We start from the raw sequence: 21,955 nt of genomic DNA on the forward strand, positions 1-21,955 counted from the left end.
GCGGCGCTTGCACGCCGCCACGAAGAAATCGCCACATCGATATGCCGTGGCGCGCTATGCGCGTTCGCGCGTACGAATCACCCTAGAAAACACGGCCTTCCGTCAGATGCGTCGTCACGCCGTTCAACTCGTAATCGCCGATCACGCGCGCTTTGTGCAATAGCGGGTTGTGGCTGAAGATGGTGCGCAGATTGCGCCAGTGACGATCGAAGTTATGCGCACGCGAGGTCGCCGATGCGCCGCCCGCTTCGAACATGCGCTCGGCCGCATACAGCGCGAGCTTGCTGACGATCAGCTGCGTGCGCGCCGTCGCAAGCGCGCCTTCGAGCACCCGTGCCTCCGCATCGGGCTCGCCATTGCGGATCGCCTGCGACGAGCGCTCCAGCACGCGCGCGTTGTCGCGCACCAGCACGTCGATGGTATGGCTGTGTGCCGTCAGATCGCCGATCACCTGCTGGATGAACGCGTCTTCGCGCGCCGATGGCGCCGGACTGTGCAGTGCAGGACGGCCATGCCGCAGCACGTAATTCGTCGCATCCGCGACGACGTTGCGCACGATGCCCGCGCCCACTGCGACGAGATGCAACTGCCGCAGCGCGCCGCCGTGACGGCCGGCCAGGGTCGTCTGCACACGCGGCGTGACTTCGTCCGCGAGAACCAGCAGGTTGTCGAATTCGAGGCTGCCGCTTGCCGTCATCCGCTGGCCCATTCCGTCCCAGTCGTCGAGCACGCGAAAGCCCTCGCGTTTGACGGGCACGATGGCGATCACAGGATTGCCGTTCTCATCCTGCAGGTTCAGCCGCGCGAAGTCGGAGAACGCCGTGCCCGTCGCGTAGTACTTGCGGCCGCTCAACCGGTAGTGCTCTCCATCGCGGCGCAGTTGCGTCGTGATCTCGCCGGGACGGGACGTGCCCAGCTCCGTCGACGCGCCACCGAAAATCGCGCCCTCGGCCACACGCTCGATCTGCAACGCGTTGAACGCCGTGCGCGGCGATAGCAGCAACGACTCGGTCTGGTCGAAATGAATGCGCAGCGCGTGCGCGAGGTTGCTTTCCCCGGCAGCAAGCGTGGCGATCACGTCGAACACGTCTTCGAGCGAGCCGCCCAGGCCGCCCCACTCGACGGGCAACCGCAAACGCCCAAGCCCCGATTGCCGGAACAGCGCGAAGCCGTCAACCGGCAACTCGCGCTGCGCCTCGCGCGACGCCGCGCCTTCGCCGATGGCTTTTGCTAGCGCGGGCAAGCCGGCGAGCGTCGTCTGCAGGCGTGCACGTGCGGCACGATCCGTGAGGTCTTGAGCGGGCATTCGTGGTTCCTTGTTCTGGACATGCGGACCGGCATGAACATGCCGGACGTCGACGTTTTGTCGACCAATGAGCGTGCCAGTATAGGGACGGCTTCTTTCCCGGTTAACGACCGATTTTCGCTTACGTTATTCGCGTGAGTGCAATGAAGAAACCGATTCGGCTTTGCGACGATCCAGCAGCGAAAGCGCAGCAAACGCTGCGCATCGGATTCGTCCGGGTCCGATCAGGACGTGAGTTCCCGCACTGTCCGCTCCGTCGTCCACAGCGCGTGCGCGAGATAACGGAAGTTGATCATCGCGGCCAGATAGCCATCGCCGTCCGGCAATCGCGGACCTGCCGTCGCGTCACGCACCACGGCAACTTCGAATCCTTGTTCGATCAACTCGCGCAAGTGCGATTCGATACAAAGATTCGCCGCCATGCCGGCGAGAATGATCTGCGACACACCCTTCTTGCGAAGTTGCAGCGCGAGGTCGTTCGTCTCCGGACCATACACCTTGTGCGGCGATGCGATGATGGTTTTGCCGTCGAGAATGTATGGCTTGTACTCGTCAAGAAAGTCCGCGCCCGATCCCTCGAAATCCTCCAGCGTGTTCGGCCCTTTGCGATCGAACATACAGATGTTGTGCATCACCTTTTCCAACGGACCGCCAAAGTGCCACTCGTGGTCGCACGGATAGTAGTAATGCGGCGAAATCGCCACGGTGAGGCCCACCTGTTTCGCCGTCTTGAACAGTTGCCCGAGATTTGCAACCGTATTGTTCTCGGTGATGCTCGGGCCGAACACCGGCCAGCTCGCCCCTGACGGACTCAGGAAATCGTTCTGCGGATCGATGACTACCAGTGCCGCCCTCGCGGGGTCCAGTTTGAAGCCGGTTTGCGGCAACGCCGGATTGGCCGGGTCGGCGTATGGGTTTGCATTCTCTTGCGCTGCCTGGTTCGCGTTACTCATAAAACCCTCCGTATAAAAGTCACAACATGGGAATACGGCAACCGCGCAAAGTCCGGATGCGCATCAAATATAGATGACCGGTCGCTTTATAAAAATCGCAAAAAAAATCAACGAAGCAAGCGAGGCAATACGACCTTCTCGAAACGCTCGTATGCGTTACCGCTCTGCTCGATCTTGCCGCGCATGACTGCGCCTTCGTAAGCCTCGATCACGATCGCCGCGAGTTCGTCCGCGTTCTGCTTGCGGTCCAGTTCATTGCGCTCCTGCGCCTCGCGCAAGCAGACTGCAAGCGCCTCTTGCCAGCGCGCAAGCAAGGCCAAGAGTTTCGAGCGCGCCTCGTCGCTGGCGTTCGACAGTTCCAGTGAAAGATTGCCAATCAGGCAACCCAATGCGAAGTCGCTCTTGCTGTGATCGTCCGTCAATGCGCGGAAGAATTTCGCAATGCGCGCGAGCGGCCTGATTCGCGCGTCGTACAGAATCGGACCATGACGGTCCTCGATGGACTGCCAGTAGTCTTCGAGGATTTCGGCCGCAAACATCTCCTTGCTTTCGAAGTAGTTGTAGAACGAGCCCTTCGGCACGCCCGCAGCCGTCGTGATGTCCTGCACGCCGCAGCCGTTGAAACCACGGTCGTGAACTACCTCGCGCCCAACTGAAAGCAGGCGCGAACGCACTTGAGGATTGGCAGGACGTGGCAACTTCGTGATCTCCGTTGATTCGATAGATAACAAGATAACCGGTCATCTATTTATTGTCAACTTCACCGCCGAATTCGGCCGGCCCAGCCGATGTGATTGCATCAACGGGCGCCAAGGCGCTCGCTCATCGGCCGACGCGTACGGAACGACGGCTTGTCCATGCCGGCATGCGCCTGAACGAACAACGTCCTTTCGATCGCGATCCTGTCCACCTTGCCCTGCTCGGTGAGCGGTATCGCTTCCGTCTCCGACAACCTGACCGCGTTTGCCACCAGCTCGCCGAACGCCGCTTTCAGGGCATGCGTGCATCGCGCGACATCCACGCGCTGTCCGGCCCAAGGCTCGACGACGGCGTTCCATGCATGTTCGCCACCCTGGGTATTCGCCGCGAATGCCACGGCATATCGCACGTCGGGCAACCGGCAGAGCACATCTTCGATATGCACGGGACCGATGATGCGCTGATCGATTTGCGCGACGTCGGATGAGCGGCCCATCACATGAAGATAACCTGCATCGTCGATCAAGCCGATATCACCCGTCAGGCACCAGCCGTCCTTGAACTTCTGCGTGCTCTCGACGGCCTGATTCCGGTATCCACGCGCCACGGCAGCCGACCGGACTTCGATGCTGCCAGCGCGCCCGTTGGCCGCGAGCGTGCCGTCGGCGCAGCGCAGGCGCACGTCGACGCCGGGCCGGATGCGCCCGGCGCTGTCCAGACGCGCTGGATTCGTCGCGTAGTCGGGTGGCGGCAGCACGCTGACGAGTCCCGCTTCGCTTGCGCCATACATATGCGCGAGCACCGGGCCGAGACGCCGGGCCGCACGTTGCCGCAGGGCCGCGGGCGCCGAGCCGCCGACATGCGCAATACAGCGTAGCGACGACAGATCGCGACGGCCGACGTCCGGGTGATCCATCATCGCGAAGAGTTGAGGCTCGACGAGAAATACATCCGTGATGCGTTCAGACTCGATCGCTGCAAGCGTCGCCCGCGCGCTGTACTCCCGTTCGAGCACGACACTGCCGCCGCCGATCAACGTCGTGTCGACCAGCACTTGCGACAGGTACGCGAGCGGTCCATTGATCAGTTGACGCCGCTTGCCGTTGCGCGCCGACATCACCATCGCGGAATAGGCGGCGAACGAGCGGCGGCTCGCTTTCGGCACGCCCGTGGTGCCGCCGGATGAGACGATCACCCCAAGCTCGTGCGGCACGGCCCGGCTTTCGAGCGGTTGGTCCGACTGCACGCTGGCGAACCTGTCGAGATGCACCCATGGACTCTCGTAGCCGACAGAAACGATGCGCTGATCGACGGCGTCGCGGACCAGATGGGCGGTCTCCGGAAACACGACGAGCAGCGTCGGCCTGATTCGCGCCAGCAAGATCGCGCGGCTTTCGGCACGCGCCAGCGCAGGCATGAACATGGTGGCCGCGCCGAGCAGGTTCGCCGCATAGCGGACGGCGAGCGCATCGGGGCGATTCGGCGCATGGAGCGCGACCACCGCGCCACGGCCTATGCCGAGTGCGCCGAGCGCTCGCGCGTAGCGGTAAATCGCGCTGCGCAACTCGCCTCTCGTGACGTCTTTTCCCTGATAGCGGATGACGGGTTCGTAGGCACGCGTTTTCAGCTCATTCAGTAGTGCATCGACATACGGGCGATAGATCGTTTCTGCATGGGCTTCCATGTCGTTCTCCTCAGATGACGTCCCGAATGCGGGCTCTGTTGAGAACATCTTGCCGTTGCAGAATGAGACGGGAATTAGAGAACGGGAAAGATGAATGCGACCCGGGCGGCAGCGCACAGCCGCATAACGTCGGGCGTTAGTCGAGGATCGGATGCGACGTGCCGGGAATCGGCCATCCCCGGTTGTCGGTCGGCACGAGCTGGGTCTGAAACGCGACGAATAGCGCCTCGAAGCGCCCGTCCACTTCGACCATCACCGCGCCGTCCTGAAACGCGCCGTTCTCCGACGAATGATCCCTCACGCGGCTGCCCGGCTGCGGCTTCGGATTGCCCTGATTCATATGCGTTTCGTGCAAGCCGTCGTGCCCGGGCTCGAACAGGAAGCCGAAGCCGTACACGTTGACGTTCTTCGCCGGCTTCCAGCCGCGCCGCATGTCGTTGCCGCTCTTGCCCGGATACAGATAATCGACGGGCGCCGCCGACATATCCAGTTGCAGCATGTCGTTGACGAGCGCGTTGATGTCGTTGTGCGCGTTCGCGGTATCGAGCGTGATGGGCCGCATGGCCGACAGATCGACCAGACGCGGATCATGCACGTAGTCGAGCTTCGGAAACCCGGTCTGAGTCAGGCCGGGCGGCAGCTTGGAGAGATCGGCCGCCATCGGGTGATCGAAGTACTGGCGCCACGAATACAGCACGTGATAGCCGGCGGGTCCCGTCAGCGAACTATCCGATTTCACATTCGTGACGATCCGGAACTGGCCGCCCGCCGGATCGTCGACCACGATCACGTAGTGCGGATCGCCCTTGTAGCCGTCGAGAAAAGGCACGCCGAGCTTCAGCGTGCCTTTGAACACGACATAGACGTTCTGTTGTGGCATATCGCGCTCCGTCGCAGGCCCAGCGGCGATTGCAGCGATCGCCTTACAGCAGCGCGATCACCCGCACATCGCCCTGCTCCGCCGACGCCACGACCTTGCCCGCCACGCGCCGGAACGTGATCGACACCGACGCGTCGCCGACACGCAGGTCGCCGATCTCGATCCAGTCGATGCCCTCGGGCAGCATCGGCTGTTCGATCAGCACTTCGCGTTTTTGCGCATCGATGGTCATGCCCAGACACGCTTCGAGCATCATGAACGGCGATCCGGCCGCCCACGCCTGCGGCAGACACGCGACGGGGTACGCCGTGGGCGGTTCACCGCGACGGCGCGGAAAGCCGCAGAACAGCTCGGGCAGACGCATGTCGAAGTTGACGGCCGCCTGGAAGAGCGCCTGCAGCAGACGCACGGCCGCCGCCTTCGCGCCGTAGCGCGCGAGCCCGCGCGCGCAGAGGGCGTTGTCATGCGGCCATACCGAGCCGTTGTGATACGCCATAGGATTGAAGCGCGGCTGGCCCGCCGCCAGCGTGCGTACGCCCCAGCCCGTGTGGAAGAGCGTCGATTCGAGCGCGCGTGCGACGGCAACGCCGCGTTCGCGCGAAGGCAGCCCGAACGCGAGCAGATGGCCCGCGTTCGATGCGAGCACGCGGCACAGGTCGCCCTTGCCGTCGAGCGCGATGCCGTAAAAGTTCGAATCGTCCATCCAGTACTTGTCTTCCACGCACGCGCGGATCGCCGTGGCGCGCTCCGTGTAGCGGACGGCGTCGTCGGACAGGCCGCGCAGCATCGAGAACTGCGCCATCGTGTCGAAGGCGGCGCTCGCGTAGGCCTGCACCTCGACGAGCGCGATCGGCCCTTCGGGGAAGCGTCCGTCCGCGTGAAAAACGGAATCGTGACTGTCCTTCCAGCCCTGATTCGCAAGACCGCCGTCGGATGCGCGCTGATAATCGAGCAGCCCGTAGATATTGCGGTCGCAGACGCCCGCTACCCACTTCGCCGCGCGTTCGAGCGCGGGCCACAGTTCGTCGACGAGTTGCGTGTCGCCCGTGCGCGCCACGTAGGCGCCCGCGAGCACGATGAAGAGGGGTGTCGTATCGACCCCGCCGTAATACAGCGCGAACGGCACCTCGCCCGTCGCCGCCATTTCGCTGCGGCGCATTTCGTGCATGATCTTGCCGACGGCGGCATCGCGGAACGCGGAATCTTCCGTCGCCTGATGCTCGGCAAGAAAGCGCAGCACGCCGCGCGCGAGGCCGGGTTGGAGCCACAACATCTGCAGCGACGTGATGACCGCGTCGCGCCCGAACGGCGTCGAGAACCAAGGAATGCCGGCATACGGATACGGCCCGCTGGCGAGATCCGTCGTGAGCAGGTTCAGGTCGGCCTGCGAGCGGTCGATCCACGCATTGAACAAAGGGTTGCTCGAACGCACGCGCGCCGACGCGCGGCGCCGTTCGCGCATCACGAGGTGGGCATCGACGAGTGCCGCGCGCACGGCCGTGCGGCCCACTCGCGGCCGGGCCGCGTCGACCTGCGAGACGTGCAGCTCGGTGACGGTATGGGTTGATTGCGGCACGTCGATGTCGGGCGCGCCCTTGTGCGCCGCGACCTGCACGGCCACTGACAGATAGATCGACACGCACGCCTGGGCGGGGAGATTCACCGAATAATCGGCGCGGTCGGCGAGCAGCTTGTCGGGCATCGGCGAGAAAGCGACGCGCACGTGGCGCGTCACGTCGTCGAGTCCGATATAGCCGAGCAGCACTTCGTTCTTGTGCACGCGCGGCGTTTCGACCTTGCCCTGATTCGCGCGCTTCAGGCCGCGCACTTCGAACATGTCGCGGAAGTCGCTGGCAAACGAGATGGACAGCGGCACGACGGCGTCTGTCGTGCCGTAGTTGGTGAGTTCGATCGCTTCGTTCATGACCGTGCCCGACAGCACACGCACGCGCTCGACGTGAATCACGCCTTCCGGCGTGCTGTTGCCGCCGAGCGGCGGCAGCGGACGGTTGGTCAGATGCGCGGTGAATGACGTGTTGTCGCTGCTGACGCTGCCCGAGAGCAGCGAAGGCGCGCGTCCGCCGAAGGTGAGGCGCAGTTGCGACAGTACGCGGGTGTCATTGACGAACAGGCCGTCGTCGTGGCCCGTGACGTCGCCTAGGGGATCGTTGACGATAAACGTGCCGCCCGACTTCAGCACGTGCTGGGTTGCGCTCGCGACGTTCAGGTTTTCAGGCGCGATGAACACGCCGTCGGTCTCGTCGCCGCGATAGTCCACGCCGCCCTGATGGGACAACCCGCCGAGTGCTTCTGGATCCTGCATCAGCTTGCTCCTGTGCTAGTGGCTTCGTTTCGGTGATTGTAGAAGGTTCGTGGGATTACGACAGAGGATAGTGCCGCAGGTGCCACGATTCTTCACGATTTTTTCATCAAGATGGGGGTGAGGCGTGCTTGGCACGGGTCGTGCGGTCAGGTTTCTGAATGCTTCAGCTTCCTGGTGGGGGGGCGGGATTGTTTCGCTAGCGGCGACTTTATTTTCGCGTTAATTGCTTCGCTATCCTGTTGAACTGGGACACGCTGGGGGCGTGTAGTGGTTCATTGTGGGGTTGGTCTTTTGTGCTTGCAGCCGCGTGATTTCTTTGTGCCTCTTCGTGCTTCTTTGTTCGGTGTTTTGACCGTTGTGCTGGCATCCGCGTTACGTTAGCTTGCTTCACACGTCGCCCCTGTGCGGGGCGGCACCTACTTTTCTTTGCCGCCGCAAAGAAAAGTAGGCAAAAGAAAGCGGCTCACACCGCCAATTCTTGACGTTTACCCACGGGTCCCCAACGTCCCCATCCTTCACACACCAGCGCCTTGGTTGGTGCCCGTTGCCAACGCTTCGAACAAACGCCTCACCCGCTTCGATCACCCGTACCAGGTCGAGCGGCTGCGAACCGTATATGCCGCCCAGGTGGCAAACTGTGTGTAGGTTGTCGCGTCGTATAGCGTGGCGCTCCTACCGGGTTGGGACGCATGCGCTATCAGTCCGGAGTGAGGCGTGTGAGGCGCTACGGCCTACACACAGTTTGCCACCTGGGCGGCCGTGGACTGTCTGGCGCGGCATGCTCAAACACGGGTGTGTGAAGCGGGTGAGGCGCTCATTTAGAGCGTTGGCAACGGACGTGGGTCACGTGGTTGCCGTGTGAAGCGTAAGACCCTTTGGGGGCCCTCAGGCAAGAATTAGCGCTGGCGGTGTGAGCCGCTTTCTTTTGCCTACTTTTCTTTGCGGCGGCAAAGAAAAGTAGGTGCCGCCCCGCACAGGGGCGACGCGTGAAGTGAGCTAACAAATCGCGGATGCCAGCGCAAAGGCCCAATACACCGAACGGCGCCGACGCGTGAAGCAAGACAACAAATCGCGGACGCCAGCGCAAAGCTCCAACCACCGAACAAAGAAGCATGAAGCATGAAGCACAAAAGAAAAGTCGCAGATGCAATCAAAAAAAGCCCCCCATCGCAGACAAAAAAAAAGCGCCACCCCCGTCATACGGAAGCAGCGCCTGCACTTTCAAAAAACACCGCGTATAGCGGCCTTCAATCCCACACCATACAAATAAAAAAAACGCTCACCGCCGAGCGATCGGCCGAGCCTCCCTCGACGTTTCCCCAACGAACAACTGCCTCGGACGCCCGATCTTTTGCTCCGGATCAGCGATCATTTCATTCCACTGCGCGATCCACCCCACAGTCCGCGCAAGCGAGAAAATACAAGTGAACATCGCAGTCGGAATACCCAACGCACGCTGCACGATCCCCGAGTAAAAATCGACGTTCGGATACAGCTTCCGCGATACGAAGTATTCGTCCTCCAGCGCGATCTTTTCCAGCGCCATCGCAAGCTTGAACAGCGGGTCGTCGTGCAGCCCAAGTTCGTTCAGCACTTCATGGCAAGTCTCGCGCATCAGCTTCGCGCGCGGATCGTAATTCTTGTACACACGGTGACCGAAACCCATCAGCTTCACACCCGAGTTCTTGTCCTTCACCTGCTCGATGAACTTCGGAATGTTGTCGACGGAACCGATCTCTTCCAGCATGTTCAGCGCCGCTTCGTTCGCGCCGCCGTGCGCCGGGCCCCATAGACACGCGATCCCCGCCGCGATGCACGCAAACGGATTCGCACCCGACGAGCCCGCCAGACGAACCGTGGACGTCGACGCATTCTGCTCATGGTCCGCATGCAGAATCAGGATACGGTCCAGCGCGCGCACCAACACTTCGTTGACCTTGTACTCCTCGGCCGGGGTCGAGAACATCATGTGCATGAAATTCGCGCTGTACGACAGATCGTTGCGCGGATACACGAACGGCTGGCCGATCGAATACTTGTACGCCATCGCGACCAGCGTCGGCAGCTTGGCGATCATGCGGATCGCGGACACGTCGCGATGCGTCGGGTCGGAAATATCGAGCGAGTCGTGATAGAACGCCGACAGCGCGCCAACGGCGGCAACGAGGATCGCCATCGGGTGCGCGTCGCGGCGGAAGCCACGGAAGAAAAAGTGCATCTGCTCATGCACCATCGTGTGCTTCGTCACGGTGTCTTCGAATTCCGCCTTCTGCTCCAGAGTAGGCAGTTCGCCTTTCAGCAGCAGATAGCATGTTTCGAGAAAGTCCGCATTCTGTGCGAGGTTATCGATCGGATAGCCGCGATACAGCAACTCGCCCTTGTCGCCGTCGATATACGTGATAGCCGAATTGCACGACGCCGTCGACATGAAGCCCGGATCGTAAGTGAATTTGCCCGTTTGCCCGTACAGCTTGCGAATGTCGATGACATCAGGACCCAACGATCCTTTATAAACGGGCAGTTCGATCTTCTCGTCGCTATCGGAGAACGACAGCGTGGCTTTAGTCGTTGATACGTTCATCAGGGATTCCTTTCGACATTGCATTGCTCTGAACATGCGAGGCCGGATGCGCCGCGCCTCACAACGCACCCGGACAACAATCGTGCGCGCCGGCTAGTACGCGTTTTGCCGCACCGGCAGCCCTCAGCATTCTAAGACGCGCACGGCGTTTGATTGCATCCCTCGCGCGCAACAATCCATCTCGCACCAAGCAATACTCGACCAGCCGGCAAGGCTTCGCATCGACAGACAAATGAAAGTAAGCGCACCCGCAGCAACAATGTTTTGCTTTACGCAAGACGCCAAACGCGATCGCGTCTGAGATACTGAACCCGTGTTTAGCTTCCCCTGCAAACACATTGCTGTCTTGGACCCGCCACTGAAACGGCGGGTCTTTTTTAAAGTCAGACACAGGAATAACCACAATGAACATGAACCTCGACACGCTCTTTCCCGCGACCGAAGAAGCCGAAGACATCGCTGTCACGGCGCTGAACCACCAGGACATCGTACTGGCGATGTCGGCCGCACTCGCCTCGGAAAAGGTCGCCGTGCTGCACATGCTGTATCCGCGCACCGACGCGCGCACGCATCGCAGCCTCGACGAACTGGTCGACCGTCTGCATGGACATGGCCTGCATCAGGTCGCGCGGCTCGTCTCGCAGGAAGCGCACTATCTCGTGTTCAAGGAACCCGCCAAGGCGTGGAAGGCATTCAACGAAATCCGCCACGACTCGCTCGCAATCGGCGTGCATCTGTACTATTGCGGCCTCATCGGCGAAGGCGCCGAGCGCGCGCTCGACATCGACGCGCACGCTAAAGACTGATGCTTTAAAAGAAGCTCAACGCGTACCTTGAATGAACGCGTCGACGAAGCGGTTGAAGGCGGCAGGATGCGCGAGGTTCATCCCATGCGATGCGCCCATCACCGTTTCGCGCCGCGCGTCCGGCAGCCATGACGCGAGCGTTTCGGCCGCGCGCCGGAACATCAGCGGACTCTTCTCGCCGTCGATCAGCAGCACGGGGCACTTCACGTCATTTGCGCTCTCAGGCGTATAAGCAGGCAGCGGATCGCGAAACTGGCGCGCGAGCGTATGCGCGTTGTCGGTCGCCATGCGCCGGAAGGCGGGGGTGCTCTTCGCCCAGAAACCCGGGCGGCTCACGGAATCGACGAACAGCTGAAGGCCGGCGTCGACCTGCCCTTCTTCGATCAGTTGCGCGGCACGCGCGCGTAGCGCATTGACCGTCTCCGGCAGGCTCGCCGGCGCGCGTCCCGCAATCTGCAATGGCCCGCCGGGATCGGCGAGCGTCAGCGTCTTCACGTGCTGGCGATGATGCCGCGCGAAGTGATACGCGACACAGCCGCCGCGCGAATGACCCACGACATGCGCAGGCCCCGCGCCGAAGCGCTCGATGAACTGCGCGACCTCATCGGCATGATTGCGCCAGCTGAACGGGATCGCGGCGGGCGTTTCGACAGCGGGCCAATAATGCGTGAGGCTCACGGCCACGCATCGATAACGCTTCGACAGACCCGCGAGTTGCGGCTCCCAATAGCGGTAGTCGCACAGCGAGCCGTGCACGAACAGCAGCAGTTCGCCCTCGCCCTGTTCGACGTACGGCATGCGCAAGCCGTTGGGCAATTCGATGGAAAGCGTGGATGAAGCGGAAGTCTGATTCACTGAGAGAGGCAAATGAAAAGGCGCGCATTATCCATGATTTGCGCGCCGCAAAAGCCTCATTTTCACATGACGCCGGCACTCACGCGCGCGACGGAAAGCACGCTGTAAGCAATGTCAAACGATTGCGTCAGTCGTACGCGGCGGAATCGAGCAGCCCTGCGCTCGCCGCCGCACCGGCGCCACGCACGGCGCACGTGAGCGGTTCGTCGGCGACGCGCACCTCGAGGCCCAGCTCATTGCTGAAATAGCGCGCGAGATTGCCGAGCAGCGCGCCGCCGCCCGTCAGCACGATGCCTGCGTCCGCGATATCGGTGACGAGTTCGGGCGGCGCGTTTTCCAGCGCGGCCTTGACGGCCACCAGCACCTGGCGCAGCGGCGCGGCGATCGCGTCGACCACGTCCTGCGTCGACAGCTCGACCGTGCGGGGCAGGCCGTCGTCGACGCCGCGCCCCGTCGCGCGCATCGTGTCCGGCGGCACGACGGCAAGCGCCGAACCGATGGTCTTCTTCACATGCTCGGCGGTCTGCTCGCCGAGCAGCACGCCGAAGTTGTTGCGCACATGCTTGATGATGGCGGCATCCAGCTGATCGCCGCCGACACGGATCGAGCCGCTGTACGCCGTGCCGCCCAACGCGATCACGCCGATTTCCGTGGTGCCGCCGCCGATATCGACCACCATCGAGCCCGTCGCCGACGACACCGGCAAGCCCGCGCCGACGGCCGACGCGAGCGATTCATCGATCAGGTTCACCTTCCACGCCCCTGCGGCAGCCGCCGCCTCGCGGATCGCGCGGCGTTCCACCTGGGTCGCGCTGGCCGGGACGCAGATCGTGAACGCCGCGCGACGCCCGAAGAGCGGACGCGGGCGAGCCATATCGACGAACTGCCGGATCATGTGCTCGGCGGCGGAGAAATTGGCGATCACGCCGTGGCGCATCGGCCGCACCGCTTCGAGGTTGACGGGCACGCGGCCGAGCATCTGCTTGGCCTCGCTGCCCACCAGCGCGACGCGCCTGCGTCCCGCCGACTCCTGCTTGTCGAAGCACACCACGGACGGCTCGTTGAGCACGATGCCGCCGTCGTCGGTATAGATCAGCGTATTGGCAGTGCCGAGATCGACCGCCACGGACGAGCGGAAAAGGCGCCCAAAAAGCGATGACTGCGCATTCGATCTGGCCATGTTCAGGCTCTTTTGAAAGAAGTGAGCTGCGTTGCAAGCAGCGAAAACGTCAAACGTACGGCGCAGCAATGCTGCGCGTGCGTTCCTCGGAAACTTTTTCCGGCTCTTGATCGCATATCGGCAGATGCCAGGCGAACTTTAGGAGAATGATTTCGAAAACGTCTTACGGCCGCTTACATGCGGTCGAAAGACGTATCGCGCTGAGGAGGGGAATGCGAAGGAATCAGCTGCGAGCAAGCGGCGCAAGCGCGCGCACGAGGGTTTCGCGGCCCAGCGCCACGCCTTCGCCGGAAATCGTGTGGCCGACGCCCGGCAGTGCGAACGCCTCGACGTCGAAGCCCGCGTCGTGCAGCGCAATGGCCGCACGTTCGGTTTCTTCGACGGGGATCACCGCATCGTCTTCACCGTGAATCAGCGTCACGGGCGTGGCGCTCTTCGCGGTGACGGGCGACGCGAGCCGCCCGGAAAACGCGACCACCACGGCTGCGCCTTGCGGATTCGTCGCCACGTGATGCAGCGACATCATCGAACCTTGCGAAAAGCCCACTAGCGCGAGCTGGCCGTAGCCGAGGCCCTGATGTGCAAGCTCGGCGTCGAGCATCTTGTGCAGCGCGGGCCACGCAGCCGCGACGCGCCCCGGACGGTTCTGCTCGTCGACATCGCGCAGGCTGAACCACTGACGCCCGCCGAAGCCGCCGTCGAACGGCTCGCTACCGTCGAGCGACGTGAAGGCCGTTTGCGGCAGCGCTTCGCGCCAGATATCCGCGAGCGGCACGAGGTCCTGAGCATTGCTGCCGACGCCATGCAGCAGCACGACCAGCGAAGTCGCAGGTCCCGCGGCGGGTGCGAGCCGCCAGCCGTTGTCGAATTGTTCCCAGGCCATCGCCTTCATCCTTTCACTTTCATATTGCGCGGCGCGCACCGCGGGCCTTGCGCCGCTGCCCGATCAGGCATCGCCCGCGAAGGCGGGAGCATACGACGCGCCCCGTATTTTTGCGTGCTTTTCACGCAAAACGTCTGCAGCGCCCAACACCTGACATCGGCGCACGGCTCGGCACTGGACAACGCATTTCTGATTCGCTCTGCGCCGCGCGCCTGGGCACCTGGCCGATGCCGTTCGGCGCTTGCGACTATCATCGCGATGATGCGCCGCGCGAGCCTGCCCGGCAACCGATGCCGCGCGACACCTTTTCACCGACGGAGACCCGCTTGAGCGAACCGAAACAACCTGACCCGTCGTCCGCCCCGCCGTCCGCCCCTTCGAAGCCGGCCGGGCCGCCGAGCCCGCCCGCGCCGCCGCCGCTGCAGGGCGGTCAGCTGGCGCTCGCGACCTTCGCCGTCGCGCTGGCCACGTTCATGAACGTGCTGGACACCTCGATCGCCAACGTTGCAATTCCAACCATTTCGGGCAACCTCGGCGTATCCGTCGATGAAGGCACATGGGTCATCACCGTGTTCGCCGCATCGAATGCCGTATCGATTCCGCTGACGGGCTGGTTCACGCAGCGCTTCGGGCAGATCAAGCTGTTCGTGGGCGCGATTCTCGGCTTCGTGATTGCATCGTGGCTGTGCGGCGTCGCGCCGTCGCTGCCCATTCTGCTGTTCGCGCGCGTGTTGCAGGGCGTGGTCGCGGGGCCGCTGATTCCGCTGTCGCAAGCCATTCTGCTCAGCTCGTGGCCGAAGGCGAAATCGTCGACGGCGCTCGCGCTATGGGCGATGACGGCGACCGTCGGCCCGATCGCGGGCCCGGCGCTGGGCGGTTGGATCACGGATAGTTACTCGTGGTCATGGATCTTCTACATCAACATTCCCGTCGGCATTTTCGCGGCGGGCGTCACGTGGATGATCTACCGCTCGCGCGAAACGCCGACCCGCAAGCTGCCCATCGACGTCGTCGGCCTCGGCCTTCTGATCACGTGGGTGGCGTCGCTGCAGATCATGCTCGACAAGGGCAAGGACCTCGACTGGTTCGGCTCGCCCGTGATCGTCGCGCTTGCGGTCACGGCCGTGATCAGCTTCGCGTTCTTCCTGATCTGGGAACTGACGGAACCGAACCCGATCGTCGATCTGCGGCTCTTCACGCAGCGCAATTTCCTTGGCGGGACGATCGCCATTTCGGTCGCCTACGGCGTGTTCTTCGGCAACCTCGTGCTATTGCCGCAATGGATGCAGGAGTACCTGAACTACCGTTCCGTCGACGCCGGACTCGTCACCGCGCCGCTCGGCATCTTCGCCGTGATACTCGCGCCCGTGATGGGCCGCGTGCTGCCGCGCTCGGACGCGCGCATCATCGCGACGCTCGCATTCGTCGGCTTTGCGATCGTGTTCTTCATGCGCTCGAACTACGTGGTCGAGATCGACACATGGCATCTGGTGCTGCCCACCTTGCTGCAAGGCATCCCGATGGCAATGTTCTTCGTGCCGCTGACGGCCATCATTCTGTCCGGGCAACCCGGCCCAAAGGTGCCGGCCGCGGCGGGCCTGTCGAACTTCGTGCGCGTGTTTTGCGGCGCGGTGGGCACGTCGATCGCCGGCACCGCGTGGAATAACCGCACGATCCTTCATCACGAACGCCTGACCGAGCAGGCCAACGCCAACAATCCCGTCTTCGCGCAGCAGATCGACAACACGCAGTCGCTGCTGCATGTGAGTCCGTCGACTTCGAATGCGCTGTTCGATTTCACGGTGAACACGCAGGCCGCGATGATGGGGCTCAACGATATTTTCTACGCGTCGGCGATCATCTTCGTGCTGATCATTCCGCTCATCTGGATCACGCGGCCCGCGCGCGGCGGCGGTGGCGCGGATGCGTCGGGCGCGCATTGATGCCGACGCCCGCGCGTGAGCCCTAGCGGAAGAAACGCGCGGGCGTCTCGCCCAGCGCGTCCTTGAACACAGCGATAAACGACGACACATCGCTATAGCCGACCTCGAGCGCCACCTGTGTGACGCTCGCGCCGGTGCCAAGCCGCATCAACGCAGTCAACAGCCTCAGTTGCTGCCGCCACTGGCCGAAGGTCAGGCCCGTTTCCTTCGTGAAGAGCCGCGCCGCCGTGCGTGCGGTGATCGACGCCTGCCCGGCGAAATCGTCGAGCACGCCGGGGCGCGCCGGATCGGCAGCGAGCGCGTCGGCAATATGGCGCGCGCGCAGATCGCGCGGATATACCAGCGACAGCGCCGCTTCCGTCAGCCTCGGCAGGCGGTCGGCGATCACTGCCAGCAGGCGCAGCTGCTCGGCGTCGGCGGGCGCGGTCGCATCGAATCCGGACGCCGCCCCGAGCAACTCGTCCATCAGGCCGCTCACGGCCACCACGCAACAGCGCGCGGGCGCGGGCAGCGCGTTCTCGTCGGCATACAGGATGCGCAACACGACGGGCGTCGCCGACGACATCCTGTGCAACACGCCCGGCAATATCCAGACAGCGTGATGCGACGGCGCGACCCACAGCCCGCCCTCCGTATGCACGGCCAGCACGCCTTCCGCGACCTGCACGAACTGCGCGCGGCGCAGGCTCCGCCACGGTTGGTCGAGCGCGTCGTGGCGCACGCCCAGCACGAAAGCAGAACGGGCAAAAGAATCGGGATCAGGGAGCCCAGCACTCATTGAACGTGTCCGTTTAGCCCTGTTGGGGAGCGAAACCCATCAAGACTAGCATGCAGCGCGCTTGCATGCTTTATCGCGGTGCAGCAGCGCGGCCGGTCCAATAAATATGGGAAAACATCAAAGTCTGCTGGCAATCTTGACCGGAAGGGCGATGGCACCGTTGGAGTTTCACGCGGCAGACGTGGTCAAAGTTTGCGGCAGCAAATGGGCCACATAAAATCATGTTGCATCGCGCCAGTGCGGAGTTGCGAAAGTTAGCAGCCCCGCAGCAGGAACTGGCTAGAGCAGATCCAAAATCCTCTCAGGGCTAATAAACTCATATCGGTAGGCGGTATCCGTGCGCCGGATAAAGCCGGCGCACGGATAAGGGAAGTGCGCTGGCAGGATTAGCGTATCGGAGTCGGCGTGCGTTTCGAAAAAAATTCGCCGGGATTGACGAGACTGCTCGGGGTCGACGCAAAATCGGGTGTTCCAGTCGGGGTTTTCGCACTGAATGGCCGTATGGAACAGGTCCCCCGAAATCACCGCGCGCTGTCCGTCGCTTTCTATGCGAACCCCAACGTGTCCTGGCGTATGTCCCGGGAGCGGGATCACGCAAATCGACGGAGTGATCACATGCCTCGCATTGATGAAATCGGCTACTCCGAACTCGAACAGCGGGAGGATGCTATCCCCGACGTAGTCACCCGTACGTTCGAGCGGAGACGTTGCTGAGTCACTCGTCCAGAATTCGAACTCTTCGTCGACGAACAGGTATCGCGCCCGCGGGAACGTGGGCCGCCATCCGCCGTCGGCGTAGTAGGTGTTACAACCGACATGATCGACATGCAGATGCGTGGAAAGCACCAGGTCGACGTCGTCGACACGGATACCCGTCGCCTGCAGCCGGCTCAGCCAGCCGAAACGGGCGTCGTTGAATTCGCCTCGCGCTCTGAGCTTGCAGTCCCCGACGCAGGTATCCACCAACAGCGTGGTACCCTCGCTTTCGATGAGAAAGCCCTGGATAGCGACGACGAACCGCCCGCTGCTCACGTCGTAGAGTTTGGAATCCGAAGCGGCGACGGACTCCGACATGGAGTGCTCCGTCGCCTGGGGATAGAGTTCCTGCCATCGCAGTAGCGGCGCGACTGACTCCGCTATTACGGTGACTTTGACAGCACCGATTTTCAACTGGTACGCAAGCGGCTGATGCGGACGGGAAGCCGAGAGGGTTTGCATGATGGTCGACCAGAATCGCAGCTACTCGCTGCGACTATCAAAAGGACACGAGGCGACGCCTCCGTCACAACGGCTCACTGCGCTTCACTAGTGGTCGGCGCTTGACGTTTTAGCAGATCCAGCGCTACATCGACGATCATGTCTTCCTGGCCGCCAACCATCTTGCGCACGCCGAGTTCGACCAGAATATCGACGGTCTTCAGCCCATATTTGCTGGCGACGAGTTCTGCATGACGCAGGAAGCTTGAATAAACACCGGCGAAACCGAGCGCAAGCGTTTCGCGGTCAACACGTACCGGCCGATCCTGAAGCGGCCGGACTAGATCGTCGGCCGCGTCCATGAGTCGATACAAGTCGCAGCCATGATTCCAGCCCTGTCGATGTGCCGCCGCAATGAACACTTCGAGCGGCGCGTTACCCGCGCCCGCGCCCATGCCAGCCAGACTCGCATCGATGCGATCGCACCCCTCTTCCACTGCAACCAGCGAATTAGCCACGCCGAGGCTCAGATTGTGGTGCGCATGAATTCCAGTTTGAGTGTCGGCTTTCAAAACCTCTTTAAATGCCCGAAACCGGTCGCGGACATCGTTCATGCCTAGCGCGCCACCCGAATCGACCACATAGATACACGTCGCGCCGAACGTTTCCATCATCTTCGCCTGTTGAGCCAGCTTATGCGGTGTAGTCATGTGGCTCATCATAAGAAAACCCACCGCATCCATACCAAGCTCGCGAGCAAAGTCGAGATGCTGGCGGGAAACATCGGCTTCCGTGCAATGCGTTGCGACGCGTACAACACGTGCGCCTGCATCAAAGGCCTGCCGTAGATCGTGAGTAGTACCGATGCCGGGGATCAGCAACGTAGCAATCTTCGCCCTCTCGACGCTTTGCGCTGCGGCTGCAATCCATTCGACGTCGGTGTGAGCGCCGAATCCGTAGTTGAAGCTCGATCCCTGGAGTCCGTCCCCGTGAGCGACTTCAATGCTGTCGACGCCGGCATCGTCGAGGGCCGCAGCAATCGCCTTGACGTGGCCGATGCTGTATTGATGACGGATCGCATGGCTGCCGTCGCGCAGCGTAACGTCCGAGATGTAAAGTTTCTTTTCAGCTGAAATCATTGCGCCGTCTCCTTGTTACCGCGAGCGATGCCGGCGGTCATCCGGCGCTTTGCCATCATGTCACCACAGGTGAGTGCGGCCGACGTCATGATGTCGAGGTTGCCTGCATACGACGGCAAATAGTGGGCAGCGCCTTCCACCTCGAGAAATACAGATGTTTTCAGCCCGTGCCGCGGACCAAGGCCAGGGACGTTGAGTGGTCTGTCCGGCGGCACGACGTCGAATTGGACGGACTGCTTCAGGCGGTAACCCGGCACATAATCCTGCACGCTTCGCACCATTTCCGCGATGCTCGCCTCGATAGCCGCCGGCTCCGCGTTTTCCGATAGCACGAATACGGTGTCGCGCATGATCAACGGCGGCTCCGCAGGATTGAGAACAATAATCGCCTTACCGCGCTCCGCTCCCCCAAGCTTTTCGATAGCGGCCCGCGTCGTCTCGGTGAATTCGTCAATATTTGCGCGCGTTCCTGGCCCCGCAGATCGACTGGAAATCGACGCGACGATCTCCGCATAGTGAACTTTAGCAACGCGTGAAACGGCCGCCACTATAGGAATGGTCGCCTGGCCGCCGCAGGTCACCATATTCATGTTCGTCGCGTTCTCTTCTTCCAGATTGATCGATGGGATCACATATGGGCCGACCGCAGCGGGCGTCAGGTCGATCACCTGAATCCCATGCGCCTGCAGCACGTCGTTGTGATGTCTGTGCGCGCCTGCTGATGTCGCATCGAAAACGATATCGATCTCTTTGAATACCTCCAGCCGCAGCAAGCCGTCGATCCCTTCTGCTGTCGTCGGTACGTCCATGCGTGCCGCACGCGCCAAGCCTTCCGAATTCGGATCGACGCCAACCATAGCACCCATTTGCAGATGCCTGCTATTTCGCATGACCTTGATCATCAGATCAGTGCCGATATTGCCAGGTCCGATGATGGCGACCTTCACCCTCTCATTCATGTGTCGCTCCAAAATGTGTGTACGGCCAACCGTACGGCGCCGTCCGTAGATAGTGCTGGCGGCAACATGCCTGTAGCACGACCGACTCTCAATTCGTACACCCAGCGTTAGCGCCCGCAATGGCGACGCAGGTGCCCGCGGCTCCTTGCGCGAATCTCGCTACCAGATCCTGCCATCTGATAAATGTGACTAGTGCCTGTATGTCGAGGAGGCCTGCCTTGCGTCACCTCCTGATGTCAAAGTGCGCGCTGCCCAATCGTTCGATATCGACCGACACATGTTGTCCCGGCTTGATCCATTCCGCCGGAGTCGCCCCACCTGCCATCACGACCCACCCCGCCTGCAAGGGCTCGCCCGCCTCAGCGGAAAGCCGTGCGGCGGCGATCAGTGACCGCAATGGATGGCCGAGCAATGCCGCGGTTGATCCGACCTGCACGACGCGTCCATCGATATTCAGCGTGAGGCCAAGATTCGAAACGTCGACACTCGGGTCGCACCAAGGACCGATGACATAGCCGCTCGACGACGCGTTGTCCGCTATCACTTCGGGCAGCGTGAACTTGAAGTCCTTGTAGCGTGAGTCGATGATTTCGAGCGCAGGCGCTATGGCCTCGACAGCGGCTAACGCTTGTGGTCCTGTCACATCGCCATCGAGCGATCGCTTTAGTACAAACGCAATTTCGGGCTCGACCCGCGGATGCACGAAGCGTGATAAATCAATCGCCGTGCCCTCTTCGATCTGCATATCGGAAGTCAAACGTCCCCAGATCACATCCGACAGGCCCATTTGGAGCATCTTCGCGCGGCTGGTAAAGCCCATCTTGACACCTACGCGTCGATGGCCGCGCTCGACGCGACGTTGGATCGACGCCGCCTGAATCGCATAAGCCATATCCAGCGATAGCCTGCTTTCCGGGTCGAACTGGGCCATTTCCGTCGCGTTGGCTGCTGCCTCATCGAGCTGCCTCGCATATTCCATCGTGGTCGTCATTGACGTGCCTCGCTTAGATCATGGTCAAAGACTGCGCGGACCGAGCCAAGTCCATTTATGCGCGCCTCAAATACATCGCCAGGGCTGACGGCTGCCATCGGGCCCAACGCTCCCGATAAAACAAGGTCGCCAGCTTTTAGCGGCGTGCCAAGCGCATTCATCGTTCGGGCGAGCCACACAACGGCGTTGACCGGGTTGCCCAGACACGCGGCGCCCGCACCCACTGAAACAAGCTCTCCACCCCGCTCCATCGCCATGCCGCAAAGACGCAGATCGATACTCGACAGCTTGCGCGGGCTGGTGCCGATAACGTACGCGCATGACGATGCGTTATCGGCGATCGTATCGGCGATGCGAATATTCCAGTCCGCAATACGGCTGCCCACGATTTCAAGTGCGGGTAGCGCGTACTCAATCGCACCAAGCACCTCGACGTGGCTCGGATTACTCTCTGTGATATCGCGGCCGATGACGAACGCGATTTCCGCTTCGATCTTCGGTTGAGTGAGGATTGAAGCCGGAATGGCCTCGCCGTCGCCATAGCCCATGTGATCAAACAACATGCCAAAGTCGGGCTGCTCGACACCGAGTTGCTTTTGTACCGCCAGCGACGTCAAGCCAACCTTGCAGCCAACGAGGCGCCGACCATCTGCCAGTTGCTGTTCTGTGTTGATCCGCTGAATCGCATACGCCTCTTCAATACTCAGTTCCTCGTACGTCTCACGCAATGGCGCAATGTACTTGCGTGTCTTCGCTGCGTTTCGTAGCGCGGCCGCCGCCTGTTGGATTCGCATGATC

General features: G+C 62.1%; 18 protein-coding genes. 2 read left to right on the forward strand and 16 right to left on the reverse strand.

The features are described 5' to 3' along the window. Window positions 1-82 precede the first annotated feature (82 nt). The 7 genes from C2L66_RS24275 to gltA all read right to left on the reverse strand — a co-directional run bounded on the left by C2L66_RS24275 (window position 83) and on the right by gltA (window position 10,426). A complete protein-coding gene (locus C2L66_RS24275; RefSeq protein WP_060606128.1) occupies window positions 83-1,306 on the reverse strand; it encodes an acyl-CoA dehydrogenase family protein in 1,224 nt (407 codons plus the stop codon). A 224-nt stretch (window positions 1,307-1,530) separates the two neighbouring features. Next, window positions 1,531-2,259 carry a cysteine hydrolase family protein gene (locus tag C2L66_RS24280; RefSeq protein ID WP_060606125.1) on the reverse strand — a complete coding sequence of 243 codons (729 nt, stop codon included), beginning with the start codon at window positions 2,257-2,259 and terminating at the stop codon, window positions 1,531-1,533. A gap of 107 nt (window positions 2,260-2,366) precedes the next feature. Further along, window positions 2,367-2,957 carry a TetR/AcrR family transcriptional regulator gene (locus C2L66_RS24285; protein WP_060606122.1) on the reverse strand — a complete coding sequence of 197 codons (591 nt, stop codon included), beginning with the start codon at window positions 2,955-2,957 and terminating at the stop codon, window positions 2,367-2,369. Between the two features lie 101 nt (window positions 2,958-3,058). Then, window positions 3,059-4,642: a class I adenylate-forming enzyme family protein gene (locus C2L66_RS24290; protein WP_060606119.1), complete on the reverse strand. Its 1,584-nt coding sequence runs from the start codon at window positions 4,640-4,642 to the stop codon at window positions 3,059-3,061. 136 nt (window positions 4,643-4,778) lie between these two features. Beyond that, complete coding sequence (locus C2L66_RS24295; RefSeq protein WP_054935150.1) at window positions 4,779-5,522, reverse strand: DUF2278 family protein; 744 nt, start codon at window positions 5,520-5,522, stop codon at window positions 4,779-4,781. Between the two features lie 43 nt (window positions 5,523-5,565). Further along, window positions 5,566-7,845 carry an amylo-alpha-1,6-glucosidase gene (locus C2L66_RS24300; RefSeq protein WP_054935151.1) on the reverse strand — a complete coding sequence of 760 codons (2,280 nt, stop codon included), beginning with the start codon at window positions 7,843-7,845 and terminating at the stop codon, window positions 5,566-5,568. A gap of 1,279 nt (window positions 7,846-9,124) precedes the next feature. Beyond that, window positions 9,125-10,426: a citrate synthase gene (gene gltA / locus C2L66_RS24305; protein ID WP_060606116.1), complete on the reverse strand. Its 1,302-nt coding sequence runs from the start codon at window positions 10,424-10,426 to the stop codon at window positions 9,125-9,127. A gap of 404 nt (window positions 10,427-10,830) precedes the next feature. On the opposite strand from gltA, the gene C2L66_RS24310 reads away from it, so the two are divergent. Then, the gene (locus C2L66_RS24310) at window positions 10,831-11,232 is read left to right on the forward strand and encodes a hypothetical protein (protein WP_054930561.1); all 402 of its coding nucleotides are present in this window, start codon (window positions 10,831-10,833) and stop codon (window positions 11,230-11,232) included. Between the two features lie 15 nt (window positions 11,233-11,247). Here C2L66_RS24310 and C2L66_RS24315 read toward each other — a convergent pair whose 3' ends face one another. The 3 genes from C2L66_RS24315 to C2L66_RS24325 all read right to left on the reverse strand — a co-directional run bounded on the left by C2L66_RS24315 (window position 11,248) and on the right by C2L66_RS24325 (window position 14,150). Next, window positions 11,248-12,030, reverse strand: a complete 783-nt coding sequence (locus tag C2L66_RS24315) for an alpha/beta fold hydrolase (protein ID WP_054930611.1) — start codon at window positions 12,028-12,030, stop codon at window positions 11,248-11,250. Between the two features lie 184 nt (window positions 12,031-12,214). Continuing rightward, window positions 12,215-13,267, reverse strand: coding sequence for a rod shape-determining protein (gene mreB, locus C2L66_RS24320; protein WP_054930562.1), 1,053 nt, complete (start codon window positions 13,265-13,267; stop codon window positions 12,215-12,217). A gap of 223 nt (window positions 13,268-13,490) precedes the next feature. Continuing rightward, a complete protein-coding gene (locus tag C2L66_RS24325) occupies window positions 13,491-14,150 on the reverse strand; it encodes an alpha/beta hydrolase (RefSeq protein WP_060607234.1) in 660 nt (219 codons plus the stop codon). A gap of 290 nt (window positions 14,151-14,440) precedes the next feature. On the opposite strand from C2L66_RS24325, the gene C2L66_RS24330 reads away from it, so the two are divergent. Then, the gene (locus tag C2L66_RS24330) at window positions 14,441-16,093 is read left to right on the forward strand and encodes a DHA2 family efflux MFS transporter permease subunit (RefSeq protein WP_060607231.1); all 1,653 of its coding nucleotides are present in this window, start codon (window positions 14,441-14,443) and stop codon (window positions 16,091-16,093) included. 22 nt (window positions 16,094-16,115) lie between these two features. Here the strand turns inward: C2L66_RS24330 and C2L66_RS24335 are convergent, their stop codons facing one another. From C2L66_RS24335 to mhpD, 6 genes are all read right to left on the reverse strand, one after another. Continuing rightward, on the reverse strand, window positions 16,116-16,871 hold the full coding sequence (locus C2L66_RS24335) for an AraC family transcriptional regulator (protein WP_060606115.1): 756 nt from the start codon (window positions 16,869-16,871) through the stop codon (window positions 16,116-16,118). A 279-nt stretch (window positions 16,872-17,150) separates the two neighbouring features. Then, window positions 17,151-17,945 (reverse strand): MBL fold metallo-hydrolase, encoded by a 795-nt coding sequence (locus C2L66_RS24340; RefSeq protein ID WP_233444971.1) that lies wholly within the window; start codon window positions 17,943-17,945, stop codon window positions 17,151-17,153. 218 nt (window positions 17,946-18,163) lie between these two features. Beyond that, entirely contained in the window at window positions 18,164-19,207 is a 1,044-nt protein-coding gene (dmpG, locus tag C2L66_RS24345) for a 4-hydroxy-2-oxovalerate aldolase (RefSeq protein WP_060606108.1), read from the reverse strand. Beyond that, window positions 19,204-20,166 (reverse strand): acetaldehyde dehydrogenase (acetylating), encoded by a 963-nt coding sequence (locus C2L66_RS24350; RefSeq protein WP_060606105.1) that lies wholly within the window; start codon window positions 20,164-20,166, stop codon window positions 19,204-19,206. The genes dmpG and C2L66_RS24350 overlap by 4 nt, the downstream gene beginning before the upstream one ends. A 223-nt stretch (window positions 20,167-20,389) precedes the next feature. Next, window positions 20,390-21,157 carry a 2-keto-4-pentenoate hydratase gene (locus tag C2L66_RS24355; RefSeq protein WP_060606102.1) on the reverse strand — a complete coding sequence of 256 codons (768 nt, stop codon included), beginning with the start codon at window positions 21,155-21,157 and terminating at the stop codon, window positions 20,390-20,392. Beyond that, window positions 21,154-21,951, reverse strand: a complete 798-nt coding sequence (mhpD, locus tag C2L66_RS24360) for a 2-keto-4-pentenoate hydratase (RefSeq protein ID WP_060606099.1) — start codon at window positions 21,949-21,951, stop codon at window positions 21,154-21,156. Before mhpD ends, C2L66_RS24355 begins: the two co-directional genes overlap by 4 nt. Window positions 21,952-21,955 lie beyond the last annotated feature (4 nt).

The sequence above is a fragment of the Paraburkholderia caribensis genome, from assembly GCF_002902945.1.
Taxonomy (GTDB): Bacteria; Pseudomonadota; Gammaproteobacteria; order Burkholderiales; family Burkholderiaceae; genus Paraburkholderia; species Paraburkholderia caribensis.

Coding starts and splice junctions, on each gene's coding strand:
- C2L66_RS24325 (WP_060607234.1), bottom strand. CDS start 14,150: ATGGCCTGGGAACAATTCGACAACGGCTGGCGGCTCGCACCCGCCGCG.
- C2L66_RS24290 (WP_060606119.1), bottom strand. CDS start 4,642: ATGGAAGCCCATGCAGAAACGATCTATCGCCCGTATGTCGATGCACTA.
- C2L66_RS24280 (WP_060606125.1), bottom strand. CDS start 2,259: ATGAGTAACGCGAACCAGGCAGCGCAAGAGAATGCAAACCCATACGCC.
- C2L66_RS24275 (WP_060606128.1), bottom strand. CDS start 1,306: ATGCCCGCTCAAGACCTCACGGATCGTGCCGCACGTGCACGCCTGCAG.
- C2L66_RS24340 (WP_233444971.1), bottom strand. CDS start 17,945: ATGTCGGAGTCCGTCGCCGCTTCGGATTCCAAACTCTACGACGTGAGC.
- gltA (WP_060606116.1), bottom strand. CDS start 10,426: ATGAACGTATCAACGACTAAAGCCACGCTGTCGTTCTCCGATAGCGAC.
- mhpD (WP_060606099.1), bottom strand. CDS start 21,951: ATGCGAATCCAACAGGCGGCGGCCGCGCTACGAAACGCAGCGAAGACA.
- mreB (WP_054930562.1), bottom strand. CDS start 13,267: ATGGCCAGATCGAATGCGCAGTCATCGCTTTTTGGGCGCCTTTTCCGC.
- C2L66_RS24300 (WP_054935151.1), bottom strand. CDS start 7,845: ATGCAGGATCCAGAAGCACTCGGCGGGTTGTCCCATCAGGGCGGCGTG.
- C2L66_RS24335 (WP_060606115.1), bottom strand. CDS start 16,871: ATGAGTGCTGGGCTCCCTGATCCCGATTCTTTTGCCCGTTCTGCTTTC.
- C2L66_RS24315 (WP_054930611.1), bottom strand. CDS start 12,030: ATGCCGTACGTCGAACAGGGCGAGGGCGAACTGCTGCTGTTCGTGCAC.
- C2L66_RS24330 (WP_060607231.1), top strand. CDS start 14,441: ATGCCGCGCGACACCTTTTCACCGACGGAGACCCGCTTGAGCGAACCG.
- C2L66_RS24355 (WP_060606102.1), bottom strand. CDS start 21,157: ATGACGACCACGATGGAATATGCGAGGCAGCTCGATGAGGCAGCAGCC.
- C2L66_RS24350 (WP_060606105.1), bottom strand. CDS start 20,166: ATGAATGAGAGGGTGAAGGTCGCCATCATCGGACCTGGCAATATCGGC.
- C2L66_RS24295 (WP_054935150.1), bottom strand. CDS start 5,522: ATGCCACAACAGAACGTCTATGTCGTGTTCAAAGGCACGCTGAAGCTC.
- C2L66_RS24310 (WP_054930561.1), top strand. CDS start 10,831: ATGAACATGAACCTCGACACGCTCTTTCCCGCGACCGAAGAAGCCGAA.
- dmpG (WP_060606108.1), bottom strand. CDS start 19,207: ATGATTTCAGCTGAAAAGAAACTTTACATCTCGGACGTTACGCTGCGC.